This window comes from Microbacterium sp. Leaf436 (assembly GCF_001424715.1).
Classification (GTDB): Bacteria; Actinomycetota; Actinomycetes; order Actinomycetales; family Microbacteriaceae; genus Microbacterium.
Genome location: NZ_LMRB01000004.1, coordinates 1 through 15192, shown reverse-complemented (window position 1 = coordinate 15192; position 15192 = coordinate 1). Strand labels below are relative to the sequence as shown.

The following is a 15192-nucleotide window of genomic DNA, read 5'->3' as shown; positions in this document are numbered from 1 at the left end:
CATCGCGCGACGGCCCCCAGAATGGATGCCATGATCTCGACCGAGATGGCCCTGGCCCTGCGCGAGGCGGGATTGGTGTGGCATCCCCGCTCCGGCGACCGTTTCCAGCTCGACGAGCCCGAGTTCGAGGCCGACGTCTTCACAGTCAGCGAGATGACCGTCGAACCCCGCGACTATCCGACCGGGCGCATCCTCGCATTCAACGGCACGACGGAGTGGGCGCTGGACTCCGTCGCCACCGAGGAAGCGCTGTGGCTGCCGTCGGAGTCGCAGCTGCGCGAGCTGCTGAGGGCGACCTTCCGGTCGCTTCGCCGACTGTCGGATACCTACGAGGTCGAGATCTCGGTCGCGGGCGCATCGCTCGTCTTCGACCACCCCGAGCCGGCCGACGCGTACGCGCTCGCCGTGTTGGAGCTGCTGCGGCGGACGCAGTGACGTCGGGGTAGCGGCGTCTACGCGGGGGTGTGTGGGGCGCGGGCGTTCGCGTGTGGGTGTTTGGGTGCGGGGCTTTCGCGTGCGGGCGGATTGCGTGCGGTCGAGTTGCGCGTGTTCGCGTGCGGGTGAGCTGCGTCCGTGCGTTTGAGTGCAGGCGTTCGCGTGTGGGGCGAGCGGAGGGTGAGGGACGAACGGAGGAGGGGATGCCGGTGTCTCGCCCTCCCTTCGTCCCTGGTCCTCCCTTCGTCCCGCGACGGAGGCGGAGTTCGCGACGGCCGAGACCTGAGCGGGCCAGAGAGTCGGCGCAGGCAGGGGAGCTCGCGCTGGCCGGGGAGCTCGCGCCGGATGCCTGACCCGCGCGGGCAGGGTGAACGTGCGCCGGTGAGGGGGACGGATGCCGGGGATGCGGCATCCGGGCTCAGGTGATGGTCTCGACAGGCTCGGTGTCGGGGATGGGGCTCGAGTCGCGGTGGCGCAGGTCGGGGAAGCCGCGCACGAACACCGCCGCGACGATGAACCCGGCGACGGCGAACGCGGCCGCGGCGACGTAGGCCCCCTGCGGGCCGATGCCGTCGACGAGGAAGCCGGCGACGGCCGAGCCCGCGGCGGCTCCGATGAGCTGCCCCGTGCTGATCCAGCCGTACGCCTCGGCGGTCTCGCTGAACCGCACGCTCGCCGAGGTCATCGCGAACATCACCGCGAGCGCCGGGGCGATGCCCGCGCCGGCGACGAGGAGCGTCGCGCCGATCCACCACGCGTTGAGCGAGAAGACGGTGAGAGAGAGTCCGAGCGCGACGATCGCGAACCGACGGGCCATGGCCCAGGGACCGATGGGGATGTGGCCGAACGAGAGCCCGCCCGCGAGGCTGCCGACGGCGAAGACGGCGAGGATGAGTCCCGCCTCGAGGCCGCCGTGGTCGAACGTCGCCACGACACCCGCCTCGACCGCGGCGCAGGCGCCGATGAGCAGGAACCCCGTCGCCGTCGCGAGAACGACCGGCGGCTTGCCGAGCACCCGGCCGAGGCCGCGGCGGCTGCGCGGAATGCGCACGCGTCCGACCTCGGGGCTGAGGATGAACCAAGCACCGCCACCGAGCAGGATGACGACGACGAGCAGCAGACCGGGGACGGTGCCGACCTGGGTCGCCACGAGGGTGATGAGCACGGGCGCGAGCACCCAGATGATCTCTTGCAGTGAGGCGTCGAGCGAATACAGGGGAGTGAGCTGCTTCGACGGGACCATCTTGGGGTAGATGGTGCGCACGGCCGACTGCACCGGCGGAGTCGACAGGCCGGCGACCAGGCCCAGGACCATGTACAGGGGCAGGGGCATCTCGATCAGGGCGAGCGTGGCGATGGCGGCGGCGCACACGAGGAGCGTCACCGAGAGCACCCGGCGCATGCCCCAGATGCCCATCCAGCGGCTCGTGACGGGACCGGCGACGGCCTGCCCGATGCTGGTCGCGGCGAGGACCAGGCCCGCGGCCCCATAGGAGCCGGTGACGTGCTCGATGTGCAGCAGAACGGCGAGGCTCGTCATGCCGTTGGGGAAACGCGCCGTCAACTGTGCGGCGATGATGCGACCCACGCCGGGGGTCTGGAGGAGTTCGCGGTAGCCGGCCACCGCACAACGCTATCTCCCCCCTCCGACATCGGGGAACGGCGGTGTTCCGACCCCGGGCGACGAGGGGGAAGGGCCCACCGGGGCGACACGCCCGCGACACGCCGGAGAGTGGATCGGCCGACCTGTGCAATGTCGGAACCCCTCGCTAGCGTCCGATCTGTGGACAAGTCGGCGCGCCGCTGTTAACAACCGCGGAATCGCGCCGGTCGAACGGCTTCGGAGAGGAGTGGGATCTGTGGATGAAATCGTGGACAACCTGTGTTGTACATGGGGAGAGACGGTGGAAAATCACACGGATGTAACTACTACCCCTTGTGGTGACTTCCGATGTCGGTCCCCATATGTAGTATTGAGGTCCCGGCTAGCCTTGCTTGCTCGGACGAAGAATTTCCAGGGGAGAGAGAGACAACATGGCGATCACGGTCTACACCAAGCCGTCCTGCGTCCAGTGCACCGCGACCTACCGTGCGCTCGACTCGAAGGGCATCGAATACAACGTGCTCGACCTGTCGGAAGACCCGTCGGCACTCGAGCAGGTCAAGTCGCTCGGCTACCTGCAGGCCCCCGTCGTCATCACCGACGAGGACCACTGGTCGGGCTTCCGTCCCGACAAGATCGATGAGCTCGCCTCGCGCCTCGCTTGATCCCTCGACAGCCTCGACGACTCCCGTCATGAGCGCTGTCCTGTCGGCGACCGAGGCTCCGCTGCTGGTCTACTTCTCGAGCGTGTCGGGCAACACCGCACGTTTCATCGAGAAGCTCGGCAAGCGGGCCGTGCGCATTCCGATGCGACCGATCGATCCGCCCCTCCACGTCGACGAACCCTTCGTGCTGGTCACCCCCACCTATGGCGGGGGTGCCGGCCGGGGCGTCGAGAAGGGCGCGGTCCCCAAGCAGGTCATCCGCTTCCTCAACGAGGAGCGGAACCGACGCAACATCCGCGGCGTCATCTCCGCGGGGAACACGAACTTCGGCGACGCATTCTGCCTCGCCGGCGACATCATCAGCCGCAAGTGCACCGTGCCGCACCTGTACCGGCTGGAAGTATTCGGCACGCCAGACGACGTCGAGCGCGTCACCCAGGGATTGGAACGATGGTGGAAGCTGAACTGACCGACGTGCACTTCAAGGCGGAATTCAAGACCGAGGCCCGTTTCGAGGGGCTGGACTACCACGCCCTGAACGCGATGCTGAACCTGTACGACGCCGACGGCAACATCCAGTTCGACGCCGACAAGCGGGCGGCGCGGGAGTACTTCCTGCAGCACGTCAACCAGAACACCGTGTTCTTCCACTCGCTCAAGGAGCGCCTCGACTACCTCGTCGAGAAGGAGTACTACGAGCCGACCGTGCTCGCGAAGTACTCGATGGACTTCATCCAGGAGCTCAACGACCGCGCCTACGGCGCCAAGTTCCGTTTCGAGACCTTCCTCGGCGCGTTCAAGTACTACACGAGCTACACGCTCAAGACCTTCGACGGAAAGCGCTACCTCGAGCGCTTCGAGGACCGCGTCGTCATGACCGCCCTCGCCCTCGCCGACGGCGACCCGCGTCTCGCGGTGCAGCTGGTCGACGAGATCATCTCGGGACGCTTCCAGCCCGCCACCCCGACGTTCCTCAACGCCGGCAAGGCGCAGCGCGGCGAACTCGTCTCGTGCTTCCTGCTGCGCATCGAAGACAACATGGAGTCGATCGCCCGCGGCATCAACTCCGCCCTGCAGCTGTCGAAGCGCGGCGGCGGCGTGGCCCTCCTGCTGTCGAACATCCGCGAGTCGGGTGCGCCGATCAAGCAGATCGAGAACCAGTCCTCGGGCATCATCCCCGTGATGAAGCTCCTCGAAGACAGCTTCAGCTACGCCAATCAGCTCGGCGCCCGCCAGGGTGCCGGTGCGGTGTACCTCAACGCCCACCACCCCGACATCCTGCGCTTCCTCGACACCAAGCGTGAGAACGCCGACGAGAAGATCCGCATCAAGACGCTCTCGCTGGGTGTCGTCATCCCCGACATCACGTTCGAGCTCGCCAAGAACGGCGAAGACATGTACCTCTTCTCGCCGTACGACGTCGAGAAGGTCTACGGCAAGCCGTTCGGCGACATCTCGGTCACCGACAAGTACCGCGAGATGGTCGACGACCCGCGCATCAAGAAGACGAAGATCAACGCGCGCGAGTTCTTCCAGACCCTCGCCGAGATCCAGTTCGAGTCGGGCTACCCGTACATCATGTTCGAAGACACGGTGAACAAGGCGAACCCCATCGCCGGCCGCATCAACATGTCGAACCTGTGCTCCGAGATCCTGCAGGTCAACACCCCGACGACGTACAACGAAGACCTCTCGTACGACACCATCGGCAAGGACATCTCCTGCAACCTGGGCTCGATGAACATCGCCCTGGCGATGGACGGCGGCGACCTGGGCCTCACGGTCGAGACCGCGATCCGCGCCCTCACCGCCGTGAGCGTGCAGAGCCACATCGCCTCGGTGCGCTCGATCGAAGACGGCAACGACCGCTCGCACGCCATCGGCCTCGGCCAGATGAACCTGCACGGTTACCTCGCTCGTGAGCACGTGTACTACGGCTCCGAAGAGGGTATCGACTTCACGAACATCTACTTCTACACGGTGCTGTTCCACGCGCTGCGGGCATCGAACCGCCTCGCCATCGAGCGTGGCGCGGCCTTCGACGGCTTCGAGAACTCGACGTACGCGTCGGGGGAGTTCTTCGACAAGTACACCGACCAGGTGTGGGTGCCGCAGACGGCGAAGGCGACCGAGCTGTTCGCGGGCGTGCAGATCCCCACGCAGGACGACTGGCGTGAACTGAAGGCCTCGGTGCAGGCCCACGGCATCTACAACCAGAACCTGCAGGCCGTGCCGCCGACTGGGTCGATCTCGTACATCAACAACTCCACGAGCTCGATCCACCCGATCGCCTCGAAGATCGAGATCCGCAAGGAAGGCAAGCTCGGTCGCGTCTACTACCCGGCTCCGTTCATGACGAACGAGAACCTGGAGTACTACCAGGACGCCTACGAGATCGGCTACGAGAAGGTCATCGACACTTACGCCGCGGCCACGCAGCACGTCGACCAGGGCCTGTCGCTGACGCTGTTCTTCAAGGACACCGTCACCACCCGCGACATCAACAAGGCCCAGATCTACGCGTGGCGCAAGGGCATCAAGACCATCTACTACATCCGTCTGCGTCAGCTGGCGCTCGAGGGCACCGACATGACCGAGTGCGTCTCGTGCATGCTCTGAGCCGCTGACCATCCACCGATAGAGGACGCAGGAACGCCATGGCTGAAAAGCTGCAGCTGCTGAACCACGTGCAGGCCATCAACTGGAACCGCATCCAAGACGACAAGGACCTCGAGGTCTGGAACCGTCTGGTGAACAACTTCTGGCTCCCCGAGAAAGTGCCGCTGTCGAACGACATCCAGTCGTGGAACACGCTCACCCCCGAAGAGCAGACGCTCACCATGCGCGTGTTCACGGGGCTCACGCTCCTCGACACGATCCAGGGCACGGTCGGCGCGGTCTCGCTCATCCCCGATGCGCTCACCCCGCACGAGGAAGCCGTCTACACGAACATCGCGTTCATGGAGTCGGTGCACGCCAAGAGCTACTCGTCGATCTTCTCGACGCTGTGCTCGACGAAAGAGATCGACGAGGCGTTCCGCTGGTCGACCGAGAACGAGTTCCTTCAGAAGAAGGCGCGCATCGTCATGGACTACTACCGTGGCGACGATCCGCTCAAGCGCAAGGTCGCCTCGACCCTGCTCGAGTCGTTCCTGTTCTACTCGGGCTTCTACCTGCCGATGCACTGGTCGAGCCGGGCGAAGCTCACGAACACGGCCGACCTGATCCGTCTCATCATCCGCGACGAGGCCGTGCACGGGTACTACATCGGCTACAAGTTCCAGCGCGGACTCGAGACGGTCGACGAGGCACGTCGTCAGGACCTCAAGGACTACACCTTCTCGCTCATGTACGAGCTCTACGACAACGAGGTGCAGTACACGCAGAGCCTGTACGACTCGGTCGGACTCAGCGAAGACGTGAAGAAGTTCCTGCACTACAACGCCAACAAGGCGCTGATGAACCTCGGCTACGAGGCCATGTTCCCGTCGTCGGTGACGAACGTGAACCCGGCGATCCTGTCGGCCCTCTCGCCCAACGCCGACGAGAACCACGACTTCTTCAGCGGGTCGGGTTCGTCGTACGTCATCGGCAAGGCCGAGGCGACGGAAGACGACGACTGGGACTTCTGAGATGACCCGATCGGACGCCGAACCGATCTGAGACGAACGACACCAGCGAGCCCCCTGTCGGATGCCCACCTGAGCATCCGACAGGGGGCTCGCTCGCGTCTACCCCACGGCGTGCGTGGCACTGGCCGGCCTCTGAAAACAGGCTGCGCCAGTTCGTGCCCACGCACCGACCGATGCAGTCGAGTCGACCTCCCGAGTCGTATCGAGCAGCGAGAACTGCTTCTTCGCGAGTGCGCCTACACTGCCTGTCTCTCGAATGCCGAGCTCGCGCCCGTCGAGGCCGAGCTCTTTCTCGTGAGGCTCCTGCCCGGTTCGAAGACCCGTCCCGCCCCACCGCCGACGTACTCCGTCGACGGCCGTTCCGCGCGCGACGACTCGTGTGCCCGGCGGACGACATCAGCCCGGTGACGAGGTGAACGGCACCGCAGCCAGATATGAGTTGCGCCCGCCGATAATGCGTATTACTGTGGCGTCGTCCACCTGATAATCCGCATCATCAGGTGTCGAGTCGAGGAGGACCGATGTCCCGTACGGAACCGCGCCGCGTCACCCAACGTCAGATCGCGCAGCTCGCAGGGGTGAGCCAGGCGACTGTGTCCCTGGTCCTGAACGGCCGCACCGGAGAGGGTGTTCGGATCCCGGACGAGACCCGTGACCGCGTGCTGCGAGTCATCGAGGAAACGAACTACGTCGCAGACCCCTCCGCTCGCCGGCTCGCGGGCGTGGACAATCGCATCCTCGGTGTCTTCACCTACGAACCGGCTTTTCCGACGCGGAGCCTCGACTTCTACACCCCGCTGTTGAACGGCATCGAAGCCGGGGCAGAGAAGCTGGGAAGCGATCTGCTGCTTTTCACGAGCACCCCCGTCGTCGATGGCCGACGACGGCTGTTCCACGAGCGCAACAGGCTGCGCCTCGCGGACGGTGTGCTGCTCCTCGGGGTCGAGATGGATCCGAACGAGCTTGCTCGACTGGTCATCGAAGGGTTCCGGGTCGTCGCCGTCGGTCGACGCGACACGCCCGCCATCCCGTACGTCGGCATCGACTACACCGCTGCCACCACTGAGCTGGTGCGCCGCGCTATCGAGATGGGTCACTCGCGGATCTTCTACCTCCGCATCGACAGCGAAGGTGAATCGGTACGGGACCGTTTCCAAGGTGTCCTCAGCGGCATCGCGGGGACTGAGGTGGTCTTGGCGGACCGGATCAGCGACGGCGGGTCCCTGGACGCGGACTGGGCGGCCGTCACGGACTTCGAGCCGACGCTGCTGATCGCCGAGTCGCCCGACGTCGCGCAGGCTCTGCACGACCGCGCTGTCGAGGACGGGTACGCCATCCCCACAGACCTCAGCATCGTCGCCCTCGGGTCCTCGCCCCGCCTCAGCCCGGATGACGTGAACTTCACTCGCCTGAACCCGCCGCGCACCGAACTCGGTGAACGCTCCGTGCACCTTCTCGCTCGTCTGCTTTCCGACGAGGACTATCCCTCTGCGAACGAACTTCGCACCCTGTTGCCCTGCCCCATCGTCGACGGCGCGACCTTGAGCGCGCCCACCCAGGAGGTTCGCGCATGAGCGCACTGCACACCGAAGTTCTCGTCGTCGGCGGAGGCATGGGCGGCGTCGCAGCCGCCCTCGCCGCGGCTCGCCAGGGTCGCCGGGTCGTTCTCACGGAGGAGTACGAGTGGCTCGGCGGGCAGCTCACCAGTCAAGCCGTGCCGCCGGACGAGCACACCTGGATCGAGCAGTTCGGAGCGACCGCCAGTTACCGCGAGCTCCGCGACGGCATCCGGGACTACTACCGGCAGTGGTACCCCCTTACCGCCGCCGCTCGGCGAGAGGTCGCCCTCAACCCCGGTGCAGGACTCGTCAGCCGGATCTGCTCGGAGCCCCGCGCGGGGGTGGCCGTCATCGACGGTCTTCTCGCGCCCCACGTCTCGGCCGGTCGTCTCCGCGTGATCCGCGGGGTTCGGCCCGTCGAGGCGTTCCGTGAGGGCAACCGCGTCGAAGCCGTGGATTTCCTCGACGAGGCAGGGGTCCGTAGTCGCATCACGGCGGACTACGTGCTGGATGCGACGGAGCTCGGAGACATCCTTCCGCTCGCCGACGTCGAGCACGTCATCGGTTTCGAATCCCGGGCCGATACAGGGGAGCCCAGCGCGCCGGAGGAGGCGCAACCGGAGAATCAGCAGGCGTTCAGCTGGTGCTTCGTCATCGACCACGTCGACGGTGACCACACGATCGGAAAGCCCGATGACTATGACGAATGGCGTGCGCGCCAGCCCGAGTTCTGGGGCGCTCCCATGATCTCGCTCACGGGACCGCACCCGCGCACGCTCGAGATCTTCACGCGAACCTTCACCCCCACCATCGACGGTGATCCTCTGGCGATGCTCGCCGACCAGCGAGCGGGGGGAGGCGACGAAGAGCTGTGGACCTTCCGCCGCATTCTGGCCAAGGGACTGTACGAGCCCGGTGCCTTCGACAGTGACATCGTTCTCGTCAACTGGCCGATGATCGACTATCTCGACGGGACTCTGACCGGACCCGACGCGGCGGCTCACCGCCAGGCCGCCAAGCGGCAGTCTCTTGCGATGTTCTATTGGCTGCAGACCGAGGCGCCCCGCCCCGACGGCGGTCGAGGATGGCCCGGGCTGCGGTTGCGCGGCGATGTCACCGGAACCGAGGACGGCTTCGCGCAGGCCCCCTACATTCGGGAGTCCCGACGTATCAAAGCCGAGTACACGGTGGTCGAGCAGGACCTCTCCATCGAGATCCGCGGCGACGCTCGCCCCGCTCGATACCCGGACACTGTCGGCATCGGCATGTACCGCATCGACCTTCATCCCACGACGGGCGGCGACAACTACCTGGACGTCGCCTCCGTGCCCTACGAGATTCCGCTCGGGGCCATGATCCCCGTGCGCGTCGACAACCTGCTACCCGCAGGCAAGAACCTCGGTACCACCCACATCACGAACGGTGCCTTCCGGCTCCACCCCGTGGAGTGGAACGTCGGCGAGGTGGCGGGAACTCTGGCCGCCTATTGCCTCGAGAAGTCGGTCTCGCCCCGCCAGGTGCGCGCGCAGGCCGGACTTCTCGCCGAATTCCAGAACCGCCTGACCCAGCAGGGTGTCGAGCTTCATTGGCCCGACGTCACTGGTTACTAAGGAGCAATCACATGAAATCAGCAAAGTTGCTGAGCGCTGCGGCACTGGCGGCCACAGCCTCGCTTATCTTCAGCGGCTGCGGCGCCTCGGGTCCGAGCGCCGATGAGCCGGTGTCCCTGCGCATGACCGTCTGGACGTCGAATGAAGGACAGCTCGCGCTGTTCACCGAGATTGCGGACGCATACATCGCGGACCACCCCGAGATCTCGAGCATCACCTTCGATCCCCTCGACTTCGACAGCTACACCACCACGTTGACGACCCAGCTCGCGGGCGGAAACCCGCCCGACATGGCGTGGATGCTGGAAAATGCCGCACCGGACTTCGTGTCGTCCGGCGCGCTCGTGCCACTGGACGACACCCTCACGTCGACGGACGGCTACGAACTCGACGATCTGTCAGAACCTGCGACGCAGCTGTGGCGCACGGAGGACGGCGCACTCGCCGCCTACCCGTTCTCCACGTCGCCTTTCGTCGTGTTCGCGAACGACGACGTCCTCGCCGCGGCCGGCCAGCCGACCGCGGCACAGCTCCAAGCCTCCGGAAAGTGGGACTGGGACACCCTCTCCGACGTCGGGTCGAAAGTGAACGCGGCGACGGGCAAGGCGGGCTTCATCGTCCGCGACTTCGAATACACCCAATGGGATTACCTCTCCACCGTCTGGAACGGATGGGGTGCCGCACCCTGGTCCGAGGACGGCAAGACGTGCACGATGGATTCGCCGGAGATGGTCGACGCCTTCACGTTCCTGCACGACGCAGCTTTCAAGGACAAGTCGATGCCGGGACCGGGCACCACCGCGGACTTCTTCGCCGGTGACGCAGCATTCACCGTCACCCAGATCTCTCGGGCCTCACTGCTCGAGGAATCCGGCATCAACGCCTGGGAGCTGCTCCCGCTGCCACAAGGCCCGGCGGGAGAATACTCGGTCATCGGTCAGGCCGGTCTCGGCGCTCTCGCACAGGGCCAGCACCCCGAGCAGGCTGCAGACTTCATCGCCTACTTCACGAACCCGGAGAACTCCGCGAAGCTCGCGAAGTACTTCCCGCCGGCGCGCAACTCGCAGCTGACTCCGGAGACGCTGAGCGCTGCCAACCCCGTACTCACGGAGGCGCAGCTCGCTGACGTGGTCGTCCCCGCGATCTCGACGGGAAAGGTCCGCCCCTCGCACACCGGATCCGCTGAGATCCAGCAGGAGGTGCGCTCGGGACTCGACGGACTGTGGATCGACAACGCCGACATCGCGGGCACTCTCAGCGGTGTGTGCGACGCCATCGACCCCCTTCTCGAACAATGAGTGGAGTCCTCGACGAGGCTCCCGTGGTCCTGGCCTCCGGCGCGTCGCGACGCGCCGCGGCCAGGCCCGCGGGCGGGAAGCGGCGTCGCCGCCGGCTCTCCCACGGTGACGCCCTGATCGGATACCTGTTCGTGGGCCCCCAGGTCCTCGGCATTCTGCTCTTCGTCATCCTGCCGTTGGTGCTGATCCTCTACTACAACTTCCACGAGTGGAACGTCCTGGCCAACACCTTCCGGTTCGTCGGCACGGAGAACGTCGAACGGCTGTTCTCCGACCCGAAGGTCGCGCCGGTCCTCGGGGCGACAGCGATCTTCAGCATCGGTCTGGTGATCGGGAACTTGGGCCTCGCGCTCGTGCTGGCGGTGCTGCTGAACCGTAAAGTGCGGGGGATCACGTTCTTCCGCACCTTGTTCTTCTCCCCGGTCGTCGTCTCGCTCGTGGCGTGGACCATCGTGTGGGGATTCCTTCTGCAGGACGATGGAGGCATCAACGGTCTACTTTCCGTCATCGGCGTCGACGGGCCCAACTGGTTGCGCGAAGGACCCACGGCAATGGTCAGCGTGATCGTCGTCCAGGTCTTCAAGAACGTCGGATTGAACATGATCCTGTTCTTGTCGGCGCTCCAGGGCGTGCCGAGGGAGGTCACCGAGGCCGCCTCCATCGATGGTGCGGGCAAGGCCGCCACCTTCGGTCGCATCACCCTGCCCCTGATCTCGCCGACCATCCTGCTGACCACGATCATCACGATCGTGGGTTCCCTGCAGGTGTTCGCTCAGATCGCGGTCCTGACGCAAGGTGGCCCGGGGATCTCGACGACCGTCCTCGTCTACTACCTGTTCCAACAGGCATTCGAGTTCCACAGGTTCGGCTACGGCTCCACGCTCGCGCTGGTGCTGTTCGTCATCGTTCTGCTGCTGACCATCGTGCAGTGGCAGCTCCGTAAGAGATGGGTCTTCTATGAAAACTGAGCGCAGACCCGCACTTCGGGTCCTCTTCTACGTCGGGATGTCGTTGCTTGCGATCCCCTTCGTCTTCCCGACGTGGTGGATGATCACCTCGTCGTTCAAGCCCATCGGAGAGATCTTCGCGTTCCCTCCGACGCTTTGGCCGCAGAGCCCGACGATTCAGCCCTACATCGACGCGCTGACGGTGCAGCCCTTCCTTCTGCAGTACTGGAACAGCATGTACATCGCTGTGGTCGTGACGATCGCCACGATGACGTTCTCTGCGATGGCCGGATACGCGTTCGCCCGGATCACATTCCCCGGCGCGAATTTCCTGTTCGTCATCGTCCTCGTCGGGCTGCTGGTGCCCTCTGAAGTGACCATCGTCCCGCTCTTCCAGATGTTCAATCAGCTGGGCCTGGTGAACACTCACTGGCCGCTTCTGCTGGTGTCCACGTTCGGCGCTCCGAGCGTCCTGGCGACGTTCATCATGCGCCAGTACTTCGTGACCCTGCCGGTGGAACTCGAGGAGGCGGCGCGTCTGGATGGTCTGCACCGCGCAGCGATCTGGTGGCGCATCGCCATGCCTCTTGCGAAGGCATCGCTGGGAGCGGTGGCGATCTTCACCTTCCTTCACACCTGGAACCTGTACCTCGAACCGACGGTGTATCTGCAGAGCCCGGAGCTGTTCACGCTGCCTCAGGCGCTCACCCGCTACACGGATGCCTACGGCGGACAGATGTGGAACGTGCAGCTGGCTGCAGCCACCATGACGGCTGTTCCTGTTCTGATCGTGTTCATCTTCGCCCAGAGGCAGTTCGTCGAAGGCCTCGCCCAGACAGGGCTCAAGGGCTGAGACCCCTTCGGTCGGGTGCGGTCGTCGTGGACGACCGTGCCCGGCCGAACCGGTCTGGCGGCGTCGGCGAGGCCTTACGGCGAGATCGCACTCCTCGGCGCGGCGATGGAAGCGACCATGGCGCTTCTCCATGAGCTGACCATATCGAGCAGGGGAATTCGGGCGTCCAGCTGCCAGTAGGTTTCCAGCCCGTTCACGAAAGCGACGATGGTGTATGCGACAGCCTCGACGTCAGCGTCGTGTCGGATGTCGCCGCGCTCCACACCGGCCCTCAATGCACTGACGAGGTTGGTGTGCACTCGTTCTGCTCGGGCGACGAGCCTCTCGTGAAGCGGGTCGCCCACATTGAGGTTCTCGGCGAGCAAGCCGGTGAACAAGCCGAGGGTCGCGGGCCGTTCCAGCCACTGAGTGAAGATCTCCTCCACCTCGGAGAACACGTCCAAGCCGACCACGTCCGTCGATGGGTTCACATGCCGGTCGACCGCGTCTCGGAGGTCGAGCGCCGCGTTCAGGAGCGCATCCTTCGTGGGGAAGTGGTGGAGGAGCCCGGTCTTGGACACGCCGGCTGCCTTGGCGATGTCGCCCAAGGAGACCCCCCGTGAACCGTGCTGGGCGATCATCTCGACCGCCGTCTCGAGAATCGCTGAGCGTCGCGCATCCCCCCGCGCTCTGTTGCCCGACCGAGCCTCGGCGGTGCGGTCGCGAGTGTTGCGCTTCTCCATGGGCTCAGGCTACTATCTCAAAACAGACCGACCAGCCGGTCTGTTTTGACAGTGAACAGAGGAGTTCAGGTGATGACCACGCAGAGGGTGACGCCAGCCGTCGCTCACTCGATTGCGCAGGCGCCCGCGTGAGCGCCGCCGACATCGCCCGCGCGCTCCCCGCACATCTGGACTGGCCGTTGCGATTCGTCCACCCCGAAAAATCGACGGAGCTTGCTCGCCTGTCCGTTGGTGCGTCAGACATCGAGGGGGCCGTCGCGGCCGCGTTGGGATTGTCCGCGGAAGATGTTCGGGCGCAGCGTGCACTGATCGATGACCAGGTGCGATCTTCCGCACGTCTGCTCCTCGAAGACGCTCGGGTCGCTGCTGCCTGCCGACGGCTTCCTTTCCTCCCCGGCCAGACCATCGTCGCGCTGGGGGACTCGATCACCGACGACTCGCTGTCGTGGGCCTACCAGCTCGAGGCTGTCCTCCAGCAGGTCTATGCGGTGGATGCGCCATCCGTCGTGAACGCAGGGCGGAGTGGCGACACCACCGCGGATGCCATTGACCGGCTGGACCTGGTGCTCGCCCACGAGCCCGATTGGGTCATTCAGCTGCTGGGCACGAACGATGTCCGCCACCACGGGGATCGTCGCATCTTCAGCACAGGACAAACGGGCACGAATCTCGACACCATCGCGCACCTTCTGGTGGATGTCGGGGGTGTGCGCCTGATCAGAATGACGCCACCGCCGGTCGCTGCTGATGTCGTGCATGCGGCTACAGCCGCTCCTGGGATCGGTCTGCGCTGGAGCCAAGCTGATCTCGCTCGCATCGGTCGACACCTCCTGCGATCGGATCCTGCCGTCGTGGACCTTCATACCCCGCTCCTTCCCCGCGCCGCGGATTTGCTCGACCCGGACGGGCTCCACCCGAATGTGGATGGACACCGCGAGATCCTCCGTCTGCTGCTGCTCTCGCTGGGTGCAGCGGACAGCGTCGGGGAGATGCCGGCGTGAACAGACCCGACTCACCATCCCGGGTCTCCGACCGCCGCTCGTGTCATCGATCGGGTCTGGCCCCATCACTCGCGAATGGATCAATCGGTCCACTCGCGGCCGTCTCCGACGCCCCCGCCGGGGGCGTCGGCCACCACCAAGGAGCTGCCTCATGAGCACCACCACGACCGTGCCTGTGCTGCAGGCGCGGGGTCTGTCGCGTCAGTTCGGATCCGTCCGCGCCCTGCACAACGTCGACTTCGAGGTCTACCCCGGGGAGGTCACCGCCCTGATCGGTGACAACGGTGCGGGGAAGTCGACGCTGGTGAAGGCCTTGTCGGGCAATCTCGCCGTCGACGAGGGCGAGATCCTCTTCGACGGCACCCCGATCGACATGTCGAACCCGCAGGTCGCCTCGGGCCTGGGAATCGAGACGGTCTACCAGGACCTCGCGCTCGCCCCGCATCTCGATCCGGTGCAGAACATGTACCTGGGCCGCGAGCTCCGCCGCCCGGGTCTGGCGGGTGCGCTGGGGTTCATGAAGACGAAGGACATGGCCGTCGCCTCCCGCGCGGCGTTCGATGAGCTCGGCGCGACGGTGCGTTCGTTGACGTCGCCGGTGGGGGAGATGTCGGGTGGGCAGCGGCAGGCGATCGCGATCGCTCTCCCGCGCGGCGTTCGATGAGCTCGGCGCGACGGTGCGTTCGTTGACGTCGCCGGTGGGGGAGATGTCGGGTGGGCAGCGGCAGGCGATCGCGATCGCCCGTGCCGTGCACTGGGCCGGACGCCTGGTGTTCCTCGACGAACCCACCGCTGCTCTCGGTGTGCGTCAGACGAAGAACGTGCTCGAGACGATCCGGCGGGTGCGGGACAAGGGCATCGCGGTGG

Annotated in this window: 15 protein-coding genes; 13 read left to right on the top strand and 2 right to left on the bottom strand. The window is 65.7% G+C overall.

Features of this window, described 5'->3' with window-relative positions; translation table 11 throughout:
- Positions 1–30: 30 nt before the first annotated feature.
- Complete coding sequence (locus ASG45_RS12335) at positions 31–435, top strand: hypothetical protein (protein WP_055838046.1); 405 nt, start codon at positions 31–33, stop codon at positions 433–435.
- Between the two features lie 418 nt (positions 436–853).
- Here the strand turns inward: ASG45_RS12335 and ASG45_RS12330 are convergent, their stop codons facing one another.
- Positions 854–2059 carry an MFS transporter gene (locus ASG45_RS12330; RefSeq protein WP_055838043.1) on the bottom strand — a complete coding sequence of 402 codons (1206 nt, stop codon included), beginning with the start codon at positions 2057–2059 and terminating at the stop codon, positions 854–856.
- A gap of 410 nt (positions 2060–2469) precedes the next feature.
- On the opposite strand from ASG45_RS12330, the gene nrdH reads away from it, so the two are divergent.
- The 9 genes from nrdH (at position 2470) to ASG45_RS12285 (ending at position 12602) form a co-directional block, all read left to right on the top strand.
- Positions 2470–2703, top strand: a complete 234-nt coding sequence (nrdH, locus tag ASG45_RS12325) for a glutaredoxin-like protein NrdH (RefSeq protein ID WP_055838040.1) — start codon at positions 2470–2472, stop codon at positions 2701–2703.
- 28 nt (positions 2704–2731) lie between these two features.
- Positions 2732–3172, top strand: a complete 441-nt coding sequence (gene nrdI / locus ASG45_RS12320) for a class Ib ribonucleoside-diphosphate reductase assembly flavoprotein NrdI (protein WP_055838034.1) — start codon at positions 2732–2734, stop codon at positions 3170–3172.
- Positions 3154–5322, top strand: a complete 2169-nt coding sequence (nrdE, locus tag ASG45_RS12315) for a class 1b ribonucleoside-diphosphate reductase subunit alpha (protein WP_055838031.1) — start codon at positions 3154–3156, stop codon at positions 5320–5322. The genes nrdI and nrdE overlap by 19 nt, the downstream gene beginning before the upstream one ends.
- 38 nt (positions 5323–5360) lie before the next feature.
- Positions 5361–6335 (top strand): class 1b ribonucleoside-diphosphate reductase subunit beta, encoded by a 975-nt coding sequence (gene nrdF / locus ASG45_RS12310; protein WP_055838028.1) that lies wholly within the window; start codon positions 5361–5363, stop codon positions 6333–6335.
- Positions 6336–6856: 521 nt separating this feature from the next.
- Complete coding sequence (locus ASG45_RS12305; RefSeq protein WP_055838023.1) at positions 6857–7909, top strand: LacI family DNA-binding transcriptional regulator; 1053 nt, start codon at positions 6857–6859, stop codon at positions 7907–7909.
- Positions 7906–9504: an FAD-dependent oxidoreductase gene (locus ASG45_RS12300; RefSeq protein ID WP_200943416.1), complete on the top strand. Its 1599-nt coding sequence runs from the start codon at positions 7906–7908 to the stop codon at positions 9502–9504. Before ASG45_RS12305 ends, ASG45_RS12300 begins: the two co-directional genes overlap by 4 nt.
- An 11-nt stretch (positions 9505–9515) precedes the next feature.
- Positions 9516–10802 (top strand): ABC transporter substrate-binding protein, encoded by a 1287-nt coding sequence (locus ASG45_RS12295; protein WP_055838020.1) that lies wholly within the window; start codon positions 9516–9518, stop codon positions 10800–10802.
- A 23-nt stretch (positions 10803–10825) separates the two neighbouring features.
- The gene (locus ASG45_RS12290) at positions 10826–11770 is read left to right on the top strand and encodes a carbohydrate ABC transporter permease (protein WP_235561615.1); all 945 of its coding nucleotides are present in this window, start codon (positions 10826–10828) and stop codon (positions 11768–11770) included.
- Positions 11760–12602 carry a carbohydrate ABC transporter permease gene (locus tag ASG45_RS12285; RefSeq protein WP_055838014.1) on the top strand — a complete coding sequence of 281 codons (843 nt, stop codon included), beginning with the start codon at positions 11760–11762 and terminating at the stop codon, positions 12600–12602. The genes ASG45_RS12290 and ASG45_RS12285 overlap by 11 nt, the downstream gene beginning before the upstream one ends.
- Before the next feature lie 74 nt (positions 12603–12676).
- Here the strand turns inward: ASG45_RS12285 and ASG45_RS12280 are convergent, their stop codons facing one another.
- Complete coding sequence (locus tag ASG45_RS12280) at positions 12677–13324, bottom strand: TetR/AcrR family transcriptional regulator (RefSeq protein WP_055838011.1); 648 nt, start codon at positions 13322–13324, stop codon at positions 12677–12679.
- Between the two features lie 128 nt (positions 13325–13452).
- On the opposite strand from ASG45_RS12280, the gene ASG45_RS15950 reads away from it, so the two are divergent.
- The 3 genes from ASG45_RS15950 to ASG45_RS16495 all read left to right on the top strand — a co-directional run.
- Positions 13453–14325: an SGNH/GDSL hydrolase family protein gene (locus tag ASG45_RS15950; protein ID WP_162242847.1), complete on the top strand. Its 873-nt coding sequence runs from the start codon at positions 13453–13455 to the stop codon at positions 14323–14325.
- 151 nt (positions 14326–14476) lie between these two features.
- Complete coding sequence (locus ASG45_RS12270) at positions 14477–14989, top strand: ATP-binding cassette domain-containing protein (RefSeq protein ID WP_055838005.1); 513 nt, start codon at positions 14477–14479, stop codon at positions 14987–14989.
- Positions 14990–15002: 13 nt separating this feature from the next.
- On the top strand, positions 15003–15192 hold a 190-nt coding region (locus ASG45_RS16495; protein WP_235561614.1), incomplete at its 3' end, for an ATP-binding cassette domain-containing protein.